Source organism: Streptomyces sp. NPDC026575, assembly GCF_055567415.1.
This window is the reverse complement of record NZ_JBVHQM010000025.1, coordinates 1-12,089: the sequence shown is the minus strand read 5'-3', so window position 1 is coordinate 12,089 and position 12,089 is coordinate 1. Positions and strand designations below refer to the sequence as shown.

The following is a 12,089-nucleotide window of genomic DNA, read 5'->3' as shown; positions in this document are numbered from 1 at the left end:
TTTTGACGGACACCGCCTCACCCACGCCCGAACGGCGCGGCGGACCACCCGTCGGCCACCGGGTCGCCGCCCGGCTGGACCGGCTGCCGCCGTCCCGCTGGCACCGCCGGATCACCCTCGTCGTCGGCATCGGCGCCTTCTTCGACCTCTACGAGATCTTCCTCGGCGGGGTGCTGGCGGCGGTCCTCGCCGAGCAGTGGGATCTGGGGCACACCGCCAAGTCCGGTGTGATCGCTGCCGGGTTCCTCGGCATGTTCGTCGGCGCGAACGTGCTGTCGGTGCTCGCCGACCGGTGGGGGCGGCGCCGGCTGTTCCTGGTCAACCTGGGGCTCTACGCGGCGTTCTCGCTCGGGTGCGCCTTCGCCCCGGATCTGCGCTGGCTGCTGCTCCTGCGCTTCCTGTCCGGGCTCGGGCTGGGCGCGGAGCTGGTGCTGGTGGACACCTACCTCGCGGAGCTGCTGCCGCGGGCGGTGCGCGGCCGCTACCTCGCCTGGGCCTACACCCTGGGATTCGTCGGCGTCCCGGTCGCCGCGCTGCTCGGCGCCCGGCTGGTGGCCGCCCACCAGCCGCTGGGCATCGACGGCTGGCGCTGGCTGCTCGCCGCCGGTGCGCTCGGTGCCGCGTTCGTCCCGCTGATGCGGCGCCGGCTGCCGGAGTCGCCGCGGTGGCTGGCGGTCCACGGGCGTGGCGCGGAGGCCGAGCGGATCGTGGCCGGCATCGAGGAGCGGGTGGCGCGGGAGACCGGTACCAGCCTGCCGTCGGTACCGGAGGCGGAGACCCTGCCCGAGCGGAGGGTGCCGCTGGGCGAGATGTTCCGGGGCGACCAGCGGCGGCGGACGGTGATGTGGTGGATCTTCCAGGTGCTGCAGACCGTCGGCTACTACGGCTTCGCCTCGCTGGCGCCGGTGGTGCTCATCGCCAAGGGCCACACCGTCACCGAGTCGCTGCTGTACGCGGCGCTGAGCTTCTGCGGCTATCCGATCGGCTCCGCGCTGTCGATCCCGCTCATCGACCGGTTCGAGCGCCGTTCCCTGATCATCGCCTCGGCGCTCGGTATCGCCGGCTGCGGTCTGGCCTTCGGCTTCGCCTCCGCCCCCTGGGCCGTCGTCGCCTTCGGCCTCGCCCTGACGGTGTGCAGCAACGTCTTCTCCAACGCCTTCCACGTCTACCAGACCGAGATCTTCCCGACCGGACTGCGCAGCAGCGCGATCGGTATCGCCTACTCGCTGTCCCGGATCACCTCGGTCGTGCTGCCGTTCGTCGCGCTCGGCGTGCTGAGCGCCCTCGGCCCGGCCGCGGTGTTCACCGGCTCGGCCGGGCTGATGCTGCTGCTGTGCCTGGACGTGGCGCTGCTGGGCCCGCGCAGTACGGGGCGGAGCCTGGAGCGGATCTGAGCCCGGGGCCGGGCCGGGTCAGTGCGCGTCCAGCGTGACGGTGAAGGAGAAGCGGTCGCCGCGGTAGTGGATCAGGGCGACGTCGACCACGCGGCCGGCCTCGTCGTAGGTGACGCCCGTGTAGTGCAGGATCGGGCTGAGCAGCGGGACCTGCAGCAGGCGGGCGGTCTCCGGGTCCGCCAGCCGCGCCTCGACGGTGTCGGTGATGCGGCTGATGCGCACCCCCACCACGTCCCGCAGCACCTTCGTCATCGGCCAGCGCACCAGGTCCGCCGGATCGATCCGGGCGGCGATGTCGGGCCGTACGTAGTTGCGCGCGTGGTTGGTCGGCTCGCCGGTCTCCTCGTCGCCGCGCAGTCGGCCGAATCCGGTCACCTCGGTCATGTCCGGGAAGTACTCGGCCAGTTCGGAGGGGACCGGGACCGGCCCGTGCTCGGTCAGTGCGGTGCTCATCCCGGACTGCTGGGCCACGATCGTGTCCACCGAGCCGAGCAGCCGCACCGGCGCCCCGCGCCGCGCGCTCGGCTCGATGAACGTTCCGCGGCGCCGGTGCCGGCTGATCAGGCCCTCCGCCTCCAGTTCCTTGAGGGCCTGGCGCATGGTCAGCACGCTCACGCCGTAGTGCGCGGCGAGCGCGTCCTCCGTGGGCAGCCGCAGTGGAGCGTCGGGGGAGCGGCCCAGTATGGAGGCGCGCAGCGACTGCGAGACCTGGTACCACAGCGGCAGCTTGCGGTTCAGGTCCAGCGAGTCGGGAGCGAAGGTGGTCACGAGCGTTCCCCGGGTGTCACAGGCGGAAGTGGCGCTGGAGACCCTGCCATACGCCGTCGTAGCCGCGCTGGAGATGGCCGGCATCCCGGGCCTGGGCGGTGAGCGTCAGCGGCCAGCGGGTCTCGAACATGAACGCCAGCCCGTCGTCGATCTTCTGCGGCACCAGCTCGGCGGCGCTCGCCCGGTCGAAGGTCTCCCGGTCGGGCCCGTGCGCCGACATCATGTTGTGCAGCGATCCGCCGCCCGGGACGAAGCCCTCCGCCTTGGCGTCGTAGGCGCCCTCGATCAGGCCCATGTACTCGGTCATCACATTGCGGTGGAAGTACGGCGGCCGGAAGGTGTCCTCGCCGACCAGCCAGCGCGGCGCGAACACCACGAAGTCCACCCCCGCCAGGCCCGGGGTGTCGGACGGGGAGGTGAGCACGGTGAAGATCGACGGGTCGGGGTGGTCGTAGCTGATCGAGCCGATGACGTTGAAGCGGCGCAGGTCGTAGACGTACGGAACGTGGTTGCCGTGCCAGGCGACGACGTCCAGCGGCGAGTGGTCGTAGGTCGCCGTCCAGAGGTTGCCGCAGAACTTGTTGACGACCTCGACGGGGCCCTCGACGTCCTCGTAGGCGGCGACCGGCGCGCGGAAGTCCCGGGCGTTGGCCAGGCCGTTGGCGCCGATCGGGCCGAGGTCGGGCAGCTGGAAGGGGCGGCCGTAGTTCTCGCAGACATAGCCCCGGGCGGTGGCGTCCAGCAGCTCGACGCGGAAGCGCACCCCGCGCGGGATCAGCGCCACCTCGCCCGGTTTGGCCCGCAGCAGGCCGAGTTCGGTGCGCAGCAGCAGTCCGCCCCGCTCGGGCACGATCAGCAGCTCGCCGTCCGCGTCGCTGAACACCCGGCGGTCCATGGCGGTGTTGGCGTGGTACAGGTGCACGGCCATGCCGGTGCGCTGGGTCGCGTCGCCGTTGCCGCCCAGCGTCCACAGGCCGTCGAGGAAGTCCGTCGGGCCCTCGGGCGCGGGCTGGGGGTTCCAGCGCAGCCGGTTGGGGTCGGGGGCGCAGTCGGCGAACGGCGCCGAGCGCAGGGCGTGCTGCTCGGCGCGGACGAACGGCGGGTGGGCGGCCGAGGGACGGATGCGGTAGAGCCAGGAGCGGTGGTTGTGGTCGCGCGGTTCGGTGAACGCCGACCCGCTCAGCTGCTCGGCGTAGAGGCCGAGGGGTGCCCGCTGGGGGGAGTTGCGGCCCACCGGCAGTGCGCCGGGAACGGCCTCCGAGCTGTGCTCGTTGCCGAAGCCGGTGGTGTACACCAGCCCCTCGGCCGTCTTCCTCGCCTGCTCGTTGCCCGTGCCTGCCATCGCGTGCTCCCGCCGCTCAAGGAATCCTATGCAAGACCTTAGGATTGACTGAGGGGGTCGTCAACGGAGACTCTCGGCCGCAAGGGCAGGCAGGATGGTCGGGTGCAGCAGCCGACATCCCGCCCCGCCCAGCCGCCCACCCCGCTGCGCTGCGCCCCCGTCCAGCGGCGCAGCGCCCAACGCCTGGCCAGGATCCTCGACGCCTGTGCCGAAGTGCTGGAGGAGACCGGATACGAGGAGCTGAGCACCCGCGCCGTGGCCCTGCGCGCCGGTGTCCCGATCGGCTCGGTCTACCGGTTCTTCCCCAACAAGCGCGCCATGGCCGAGGCGCTCGCCCGGCGCAACCTCGACGCCTACGCGGACCGCATCACCACCCGGCTGACCATGCCGGACGGCGTCCCGCTGGAGTGGCGGCGCGCGATGGACGTGGTGGTCGACGAGTACCTGGCCATGAAGCGGACGGTCCCGGGCTTCGCCCTGGTGGAGTTCACCGTCCCCGCCCCGACCGGGCCCCGGCAGGCCAACTACCTGGTCGCCGACCGGCTGCTGGTGCTCTTCGCCGGGCCGCTCGGCCTGGACGCCGCCGACGAGCGGCTGCGGACCGCGTTCCTGGTCGGCGTCGAGACGGCCGACGCGCTGCTGCAGCTCGCCTTCCGTACGGACCCGGCCGGCGACCCCGCCATCGTCACCGAGGCCAAGCTGCTGCTGCGGTCGTATCTGGCGCGGTATCTGGACGCGCGGGAGTGACGCGGGCGGCCGCCCGGGTGCCGTGAAACGGGCGACCGACCGGCGGATTTCCGCCAGGGGGCTGCCCTCATGCCTACCGGTCGGTATGGTCAGGCGGTACGCAACCCTCCCCCCAGCTCCCGTGCGAGCCGGGGGTACCCCCGCCGGCACCGTCCCCGGGAGGGACCGATGACCCGTACCGCCCTGCGCATCTGCCCGCTCTGCGAGGCCACCTGCGGGCTGACCGTCACCCTCGACGGCGACCGGATCACCGCCGCCCGCGGCGACCGCGACGACGTCTTCAGCAAGGGCTTCGTCTGCCCCAAGGGCGCCTCCTTCGGCGAGCTGGACGCCGATCCCGACCGGCTCGTGCGCCCCCTGGTCCGGCGCGACGGCCGGCTGACCGAGGCCACCTGGGACGAGGCGTTCGCCGCCGTCCAGGCCGGACTGCGCCCGGTGATCGACGCGCACGGCCCCGACTCCCCCAAGTTCTCGGCTTCGCTCGAACAGGGAGGGGCCCCCATCGCCGTGGTGCTCGGCAACCCCAACGTGCACACCGTCGCCGGCGCCCTCTACCCGCCGGTGCTGCTGGCCGGCCTGCGCTCGCGCAGCGTCTTCACCGCCTCCACCGTCGACCAGATGCCCAAGCACGTCTCCAGCGGACTGCTCTACGGCGACCCGCTGGCCATCCCCGTACCGGACCTGGACCGCACCGACCACCTCCTGGTCATCGGCGCCAACCCGATGGACTCCAACGGCAGCCTGTGCACCGCGCCGGACTTCCCCGGCCGGATCAGGGCGCTGCGCCGCCGCGGCGGGCGGCTGACCGTGATCGACCCCCGGCGCACCCGTACCGCCAAAGTGGCCGACGAGCACCTCGCGATCCGGCCCGGCACCGACGCGCTGCTGCTCTTCGCGATGGTGCGGGTCCTGTTCGAGGAGGGCCTGGTCGACCTCGGGGAGCGGGCGGGGCACATCGCCCAGGTCGACGAGGTCGAGCAGCTGGCGGCGGACTTCACGCCCGAGGCGGTGGCCCCGCTGTGCGATCTGCCCGCCGAGCGGATCCGCGGGCTGGCCCGCGAGCTGGCCGCCGCCGAGACCGCGGCGGTGTACGGCCGGATCGGCTCGACCACCGTCGAGTTCGGCACCCTGACCAGCTGGCTCGTCGACGTGATCGCCGTCCTCACCGGGAACTTCGACCGCCCCGGCGGCCTCATGTTCCCGCTGTCGGCCACCGGCCCCGCGCCCCGCCCGCCGAAGCCCGGCCGCGGCTTCGCCCTGGGCCGCTGGCGCAGCCGGGTCTCCGGCCACCCCGAGGCCAAGTCCGAGCTGCCGATCGCGGCGCTCGCCGAGGAGATCGACACGCCGGGGGAGGGCCGGGTGCGGGCCGCCATCGCCATCGCCGCCAACCCCGTGCTGTCCGTCCCCGACGGCGACCGGCTCGACGCCGCGCTGTCCTCCCTGGACTTCATGGTGAGCGTCGACCCGTACCTCAACGAGACCTCGCGGCACGCCGATGTGGTGCTGCCGCCGCCCCCGCCCTCCCGCAGCGCCCACTTCGACTACGCCTTCAACGCCCTGGCCGTGCGCAATCAGGCGCGCTACACCCGCCCGGTCCTTCCGCTCGCCGAGGGGCAGCCCGACGAGTGCGAGATCCAGGCCCGGCTGATCCTGTGCGCGGGCGGGCAGGACGGCGCGGACCCCGCACTGGTGGACGCCATGGTGATCGACGCGGCCCTGGCCAAGGCCGTCGCCGATCCGCACTCCCCGGTGCACGGGCGCCAACCGGCCGCACTCGCCGCGGAGTTGACCGGAGAGAGTGGCGCCGAGCGGCGGCTGGACATGATGCTGCGGCTCGGCCCGTACGGCGAGGGCTTCGGCGCCGACCCCGAGGGGCTCTGCCTGGCGCGGCTCCTGGAGCATCCGCACGGCATCGACCTGGGCCCGCTCACCCCGCGGCTGCCGGCCGTACTGCGGACACCCAGCGGCGCCGTCGAACTGTGCCCCGGGCCGATCGCCACCGAGGCGGCCCGGCTCCGCGGCCGGCTCGGCGGGCTGCCCGACGGGGTGCTGCTCATCGGCCGCCGCCATCTGCGCTCCAGCAACAGCTGGCTGCACAACGTCCCGGCCCTGATGGGCGGCAGCAACCGCTGCACGGTCCATGTGCACCCCGAGGACGCGGCGCGCCTGGGACTGACCGACGGCGGTGCGGCCCGCCTGAAGGGGGACGGCGGCGAGGTGGAGGTGCCGGTGGAGATCACCGACTCGGTACGGCCCGGTGTGGTGAGCCTGCCGCACGGCTGGGGCCACGACCGGCCCGGCACCCGGCTCACCGTCGCCGCCGCCGACCCCGGCGTGAACGTCAACCAGCTCAACGCGGGCCGGCTGCTGGACCCGCTCTCGGGGACCGCGGTGCTCAACGGACTGCCCGTTGTGCTCACGCCCGTCCACTGAGATCCCTATTGACCTGGGGTTTTGCTCTTATTGCTCGCGCGTCAAGACCTTGTTAACAAAACTTTGCGGCACCTAACGTCACCTCGACCGCCACCCCCGGCCGATGTTCAAGGGCGAACGTGAGGTACCCCTAATGCTGACAATCCTCGGATTTGTCATGATCGCCACCTTCCTGGTGCTGATCATGATGAAGAAGATGTCACCGATGGCAGCGCTCGTGCTCATTCCCGCGCTGTTCTGCGTCCTGGTCGGACAGGGCGCGAGCCTGGGCGACTACGTCCTCAAGGGCATCGGTGACCTGGCCCCCACGGCCGCCATGCTGATGTTCGCCATCATCTACTTCGGGGTGATGATCGACGTCGGCCTCTTCGACCCGATCGTCCGCGGCATCCTGAAGTTCTGCAAGGCGGACCCGGTGCGGGTGGTGGTCGGCACCGCGCTGCTCGCCGCGATCGTCTCGCTCGACGGCGACGGCTCCACCACCTTCATGATCACCGTCTCGGCGCTCTACCCGCTCTACAAGCGGCTGAAGATGAGCCTGGTCGTCATGACCGGTGTCGCCGCCACCGCCAACGGCGTGATGAACACCCTTCCGTGGGGCGGCCCGACCGCCCGCGCCGCCACCGCGCTCAAGCTCGACGCCGGCGACATCTTCATCCCGATGATCCCCGCCCTGGCCGTCGGCCTGGTCGCCGTCTTCGCCCTCGCCTACGTCCTGGGCCGGCGCGAGCGCAAGCGGCTGGGTGTCCTGACCCTGGGCGAGACCCGGATCGTCGCCGAGACCGCGGAGGAGAAGGAGACCGAGCAGGTCCTGGTCGGTGCGGGCACCGGCGCCAAGGGCGGCGCGCCCGCCGCAGACGGGCGCCCCACCGGCGGTGCCGCGCCCACCGGCGGTGCCGCGCCCACCGGCGGTGACGGCGATCCGCGCGACCTGGACCTGCAGGGCCTGGACCCGCAGCGCGCCACCCTGCGCCCCAGGCTCTACTGGTTCAACGCCGCGCTCACCGTCGCGCTGCTCACCCTGCTGATCCTCCAGACACTGCCCATCCCGGTCCTCTTCCTGCTCGGCGCGGCCCTCGCGCTCACCGTCAACTTCCCGCAGATGAAGGACCAGAAGGCCCGCATCGCCGCGCACGCCGAGAACGTCCTCAACGTCGCCGGCATGGTCTTCGCCGCGGCCGTCTTCACCGGCGTGCTCACCGGAACCGGCATGGTCGAGCACATGGCCCGCTGGCTGGTCTCCGGCATCCCCGACGCGCTCGGCCCGCACATGGGCATCGTCACCGGCATCCTCAGCATCCCGCTGACGTACTTCATGTCCAACGACGGCTTCTACTTCGGCATCGTGCCGATCCTCGCCGAGGCCGGGGCCGCCCACGGCGTCGCCCCCGTCGAGATCGCCCGCGCCTCCCTCGTCGGCCAGGCCCTGCACATGTCCAGCCCGCTGGTGCCCGCCGTGTACGTGCTGGTCGGCATGGCCAAGGTCGAGTTCGGCGACCACACCAAGTTCACCGTCAAATGGGCCGCCCTCACCTCCCTCGTGGTCCTGGGAGCCGGTCTGCTCTTCGGCATCATCTAGGTCCCGGATGACCGCGACCGACACCCGAGGGCCCGGCAGGAGCTGGCTGCTGCGGCTGGTCATCACCTTCTCCTTCGCACAGGGAGCGGTGAGCATGGCCAGACCGGCCGTCTCCTACCGGGCCCTCGCCCTGGGCGCCGACGAGCGCGCCATCGGCGTGATCACCGCCTGCTACGCGCTGCTGCCGCTGCTGGCCGCCGTCCCCCTCGGCCGCCGTACCGACCAGGGCCGCTGCGCACCCCTGCTGGTCGTCGGGGTGGCGCTGATCGGCGGCGGCTGCGCGCTCGGGGGCCTGGCGGAGTCGCTGCCGGCGATGGCCGCCTGGAGCGGGGTGATGGGCCTGGGGCATCTGTGCTTCGTCATCGGCGCCCAGTCGATCGTCGCGCGCCGCAGCGCGCCGGAGCACCGCGACCGCAACTTCGGCCACTTCACCGTCGGGGCCTCGCTGGGCCAGCTGATCGGCCCGGTCGCCGCCGGTCTGGTCATCTCCGAGCACGACGGCCGGATGGCGCCCACCAGCGCCACCGCCCTGATCGTCGCCGGCGCGGTCGCCGCCGTCTCCTACGCCTCGCTCTGGCGGCTGGAACAGCGCCCCCGCCGGGCGCCGGCCGCCGGCGATCCGGCCCCCGCGGCGCGCGCACCGGTCCCGGTGCGCCGCATCCTGCGCACCCGCGGCGTCCCGGCCGGCATCTTCATGAGCCTGGCCGTGCTCTCCGCGACCGACGTGCTCACCGCCTACCTCCCCGTCGTCGGCGAGGACCGGGCGATCGCCCCCACCACCATCGGCCTGCTGCTCAGCCTGCGCGCCGCGGCCACCATCACCTGCCGGCTGGTGATGACGCCGATGATCCGGTGGCTGGGGCGCACCGCGCTGATGGCCGGCAGCTGCGCGCTGGCCGGACTGCTGTGCGGGGGCCTGGTGCTGCCGGTCCCGGTGTGGGCGCTGGCGGTGATGCTGAGCGCGCTCGGCTTCTGCCTGGGCGTCGGCCAGCCGCTGTCGATGACCACCGTCGTCCAGGCGGCGCCCGAGCGGGCCCGCAGCACGGCGCTGGCGCTCCGCCTCACCGGCAACCGGCTCGGCCAGGTCGCCGCCCCGGCCGGCGCCGGTCTGCTGGCCGGCCTCGCGGGCACCGCCGCGCCCTTCGTCCTGCTCGGCGCGCTGCTGCTGGCCTCCGCGGGGCTGGCGGCCCGTACGGGAGGCGAACGGGACGGCGGGAGCACGCCGGTGGCCGGCGGGGGTGAGCGGCCCGCCCGAAGGGACCGTAAGCAGACCCGAAGGGAACCGTAAGCGCAGGTCGGCAGGGTGGTGCGCACAGCGGGACCGGCAGTGGGCCGGGCCCCGACGCGAACGACGCGGAGCATCTCGATGAGCACCTCGCAGCAGCACACCCCCACCCCCGTGACCGTCCTCGGGCTCGGCGCCATGGGCCGCGCGCTGGCCGACGCCTTCCTCCGGGCCGGGCACCCCACGACGGTCTGGAACCGCACGCCGGGCAAGGCCGACGAGCTGGTCGAGCGGGGCGCGGTCCGCGCGGACACGGTGGCCGCGGCGGTGGCGGCCGCCCCGCTGGTGATCGTGTGCGTGGTCGACTACGGCGCGTCCCGGGAGATCCTGGAGCCGGTCGGCGCGCAGCTGTCCGGCCGGGTGCTGGTCAACCTCACCTCCGACACCCCGGAGCGCTCGCGGGCCGCGGCCGCATGGGCCGCCGGGCACGGCATCGACTACCTCGACGGCTCGATCATGGTGCCGACGCCGGTCATCGGGCAGGACGAGGCGACCATCCTCTACAGCGGTGCGCGCGACGCTTTCACCACGCACCGGGCGGCCCTCGAGGCGCTCGGCGGGCGGGCGGTGTACCTGGGGGAGGACGCCGGGACGGCGGCGGTCTACGACCTCTCCCTGCTCGGCTTCTTCTACTCGGCGATGGCCGGGCTGGTGCACTCCTTCGCGCTGTCCGGGACCGAGGGCATACCGGCCAAGGAGTTCGCGCCGTTCACCGAGGCGATCGTGGGCATCCTGCCGGCGATCGCGGCGGACATGGCCGAGGACCTGGACCGCGGGGTGTTCTCCGGCGACCAGGACAACATCGTCATGGAGGCGGCGGGCCTGGCCCACATCATCGAGGCGGCCGAGCACCGCGGCGTCAACACCGAGGTGCTCACCGCCGTCAAGGGCCTCGCCGACCGGACCATCGCCGCGGGCCACGGCGGTGCGGGATTCGTCAGCGTGACGGCGGAGATGCACAAGCGGACTCCCCGGGCGTGAGGGGATCCGGCCTGGCGGCGCAAAACTACCGGCGCTAGTTTGGGGGCGATGACCAGCAGCCGGCTCTGGAGGACGACGAAGTGAAGCACCACGACGCGATGTTCATCGACGGCACCTGGCGGCCCGCCGCGGGGGCGGGGACGATCGAGGTGGTCAACCCGGCCGACGAGCGGGTCATCGCGACCGTCCCGGCCGGCACGGAAGAGGACGTGGACGCCGCGGTGCGCGCCGCCCGTGCCGCGCTGCCCGGTTGGGCCGCCACCGCCCCGGCGGAGCGCGCCGCCCGGCTGACCGCACTGCGCGACCAGCTCGCCGCCCGTACGGAGGAGATCGCCCGGACCATCACCGCCGAGCTGGGCGCGACGCTCGGCTTCAGCCGGCGGGTGCAGGCCGCACTGCCGGTCGTGGTCACCGGCTCGTACGCCGAACTGGCCGCCTCCTACTCCTTCGAGGAGCGCATCGGGAACTCCACCGTCCTCCACGAGCCGGTCGGCGTGGTCGCCGCGATCACGCCCTGGAACTATCCGCTGCACCAGGTCGTCAACAAGGTCGCCCCGGCGCTCGCCGCGGGCTGCACCGTCGTCCTCAAGCCCGCCGAGGACACCCCGCTCACCGCCCAGCTCTTCGCCGAGTGCGTGGCCGCGGCGGGCGTACCGGCCGGCGTCTTCAACCTCGTCACCGGGCTCGGCCACGTCGCGGGCCAGGCGCTGGCCGAGCACCCGGATGTGGACCTGGTGTCCTTCACCGGCTCGACCGCCGTCGGCAGGAAGATCGGCGCGATCGCCGGCGGCGACGTCAAGCGGGTCGCCCTCGAACTCGGCGGAAAGTCCGCCAACGTCATCCTCCCGGGCGCCGACCTGGACAAGGCGGTGCAGGTCAACCTCGCCGACGTGATGCGCAACTCGGGCCAGTCCTGCAACGCGCTGACCCGCATGCTGGTCCACGCCGATCAGTACGAGGAGGCGGTCGCGCTCGCCGCGCAGGGCCTGGCCGCGTACGTCGTGGGCGACCCGGAGGACGACGCCAGCCGCCTGGGCCCGGTCGTCAACGCCAAGCAGCGCGACCGGGTGCGCGGCTACATCGAGCGCGGTGTGCAGGAGGGCGCGCGCCTGGTGGCGGGCGGACCGGACGCGCCCGAGGGCCTTCAGCGGGGCTACTTCGTGCGCCCCACCGTCTTCGCCGACGTCACGACGGACATGGCCATCGCGCAGGAGGAGATCTTCGGCCCGGTCCTGTCGATCCTGAAGTACGAGAGCGAGGAGGAGGCGCTGCGCATCGCCAACGACTCCGCCTACGGGCTGGGCGGGGCGGTGTGGGCGGGCGACGAGGAGACGGCGGTCGCCTTCGCCCGCCGCCTGGACACCGGGCAGGTCGACATCAACGGCGGCCGTTTCAACCCCCTCGCCCCGTTCGGCGGCTACAAGCAGTCCGGCGTCGGCCGGGAACTGGGCCCGCACGGACTGACCGAGTACCTCCAGACCAAGTCGCTCCAGTTCTGACCGTGCCGCGGGGGAGGGGGGGGAAGCGGGCCCGCGGCCGGGGTGTACTTCCCTGTCCTCC

9 protein-coding genes are annotated in these 12,089 nt (G+C 73.0%); 7 read left to right on the top strand and 2 right to left on the bottom strand.

What is annotated here, in order from left to right; all coding sequences use genetic code 11:
• Nucleotides 1–2 precede the first annotated feature (2 nt).
• Complete coding sequence (locus ACZ4NB_RS29270; protein WP_467666050.1) at nt 3–1,394, top strand: MFS transporter; 1,392 nt, start codon at nt 3–5, stop codon at nt 1,392–1,394.
• Nucleotides 1,395–1,412: 18 nt separating this feature from the next.
• Here the strand turns inward: ACZ4NB_RS29270 and ACZ4NB_RS29265 are convergent, their stop codons facing one another.
• Together ACZ4NB_RS29265 and hmgA are read right to left on the bottom strand one after the other, a co-directional pair.
• Complete coding sequence (locus ACZ4NB_RS29265) at nt 1,413–2,162, bottom strand: GntR family transcriptional regulator (protein WP_467666049.1); 750 nt, start codon at nt 2,160–2,162, stop codon at nt 1,413–1,415.
• A gap of 16 nt (nt 2,163–2,178) precedes the next feature.
• Nucleotides 2,179–3,504, bottom strand: coding sequence for a homogentisate 1,2-dioxygenase (gene hmgA, locus ACZ4NB_RS29260; RefSeq protein WP_467666048.1), 1,326 nt, complete (start codon nt 3,502–3,504; stop codon nt 2,179–2,181).
• A 102-nt stretch (nt 3,505–3,606) separates the two neighbouring features.
• On the opposite strand from hmgA, the gene ACZ4NB_RS29255 reads away from it, so the two are divergent.
• The 6 genes from ACZ4NB_RS29255 to ACZ4NB_RS29230 all read left to right on the top strand — a co-directional run bounded on the left by ACZ4NB_RS29255 (nt 3,607) and on the right by ACZ4NB_RS29230 (nt 12,028).
• Nucleotides 3,607–4,251, top strand: a complete 645-nt coding sequence (locus ACZ4NB_RS29255; protein ID WP_467666047.1) for a TetR/AcrR family transcriptional regulator — start codon at nt 3,607–3,609, stop codon at nt 4,249–4,251.
• 168 nt (nt 4,252–4,419) lie between these two features.
• The gene (locus ACZ4NB_RS29250; RefSeq protein WP_467666046.1) at nt 4,420–6,684 is read left to right on the top strand and encodes a molybdopterin oxidoreductase family protein; all 2,265 of its coding nucleotides are present in this window, start codon (nt 4,420–4,422) and stop codon (nt 6,682–6,684) included.
• A gap of 133 nt (nt 6,685–6,817) precedes the next feature.
• Nucleotides 6,818–8,263 carry a CitMHS family transporter gene (locus ACZ4NB_RS29245; RefSeq protein ID WP_467666045.1) on the top strand — a complete coding sequence of 482 codons (1,446 nt, stop codon included), beginning with the start codon at nt 6,818–6,820 and terminating at the stop codon, nt 8,261–8,263.
• A 7-nt stretch (nt 8,264–8,270) separates the two neighbouring features.
• Nucleotides 8,271–9,551 carry an MFS transporter gene (locus tag ACZ4NB_RS29240; RefSeq protein ID WP_467666044.1) on the top strand — a complete coding sequence of 427 codons (1,281 nt, stop codon included), beginning with the start codon at nt 8,271–8,273 and terminating at the stop codon, nt 9,549–9,551.
• A 78-nt stretch (nt 9,552–9,629) separates the two neighbouring features.
• Complete coding sequence (locus ACZ4NB_RS29235) at nt 9,630–10,529, top strand: NAD(P)-dependent oxidoreductase (RefSeq protein ID WP_467666043.1); 900 nt, start codon at nt 9,630–9,632, stop codon at nt 10,527–10,529.
• Between the two features lie 80 nt (nt 10,530–10,609).
• Complete coding sequence (locus tag ACZ4NB_RS29230) at nt 10,610–12,028, top strand: aldehyde dehydrogenase family protein (protein ID WP_467666042.1); 1,419 nt, start codon at nt 10,610–10,612, stop codon at nt 12,026–12,028.
• Nucleotides 12,029–12,089: the final 61 nt, after the last annotated feature.

What these genes read in the sequence shown, in the direction of transcription:
- hmgA (WP_467666048.1), bottom strand. Translation starts at nt 3,504, where the DNA reads ATGGCAGGCACGGGCAACGAGCAGGCGAGGAAGACGGCCGAGGGGCTG.
- ACZ4NB_RS29250 (WP_467666046.1), top strand. Translation starts at nt 4,420, where the DNA reads ATGACCCGTACCGCCCTGCGCATCTGCCCGCTCTGCGAGGCCACCTGC.
- ACZ4NB_RS29245 (WP_467666045.1), top strand. Translation starts at nt 6,818, where the DNA reads ATGCTGACAATCCTCGGATTTGTCATGATCGCCACCTTCCTGGTGCTG.
- ACZ4NB_RS29240 (WP_467666044.1), top strand. Translation starts at nt 8,271, where the DNA reads ATGACCGCGACCGACACCCGAGGGCCCGGCAGGAGCTGGCTGCTGCGG.
- ACZ4NB_RS29235 (WP_467666043.1), top strand. Translation starts at nt 9,630, where the DNA reads ATGAGCACCTCGCAGCAGCACACCCCCACCCCCGTGACCGTCCTCGGG.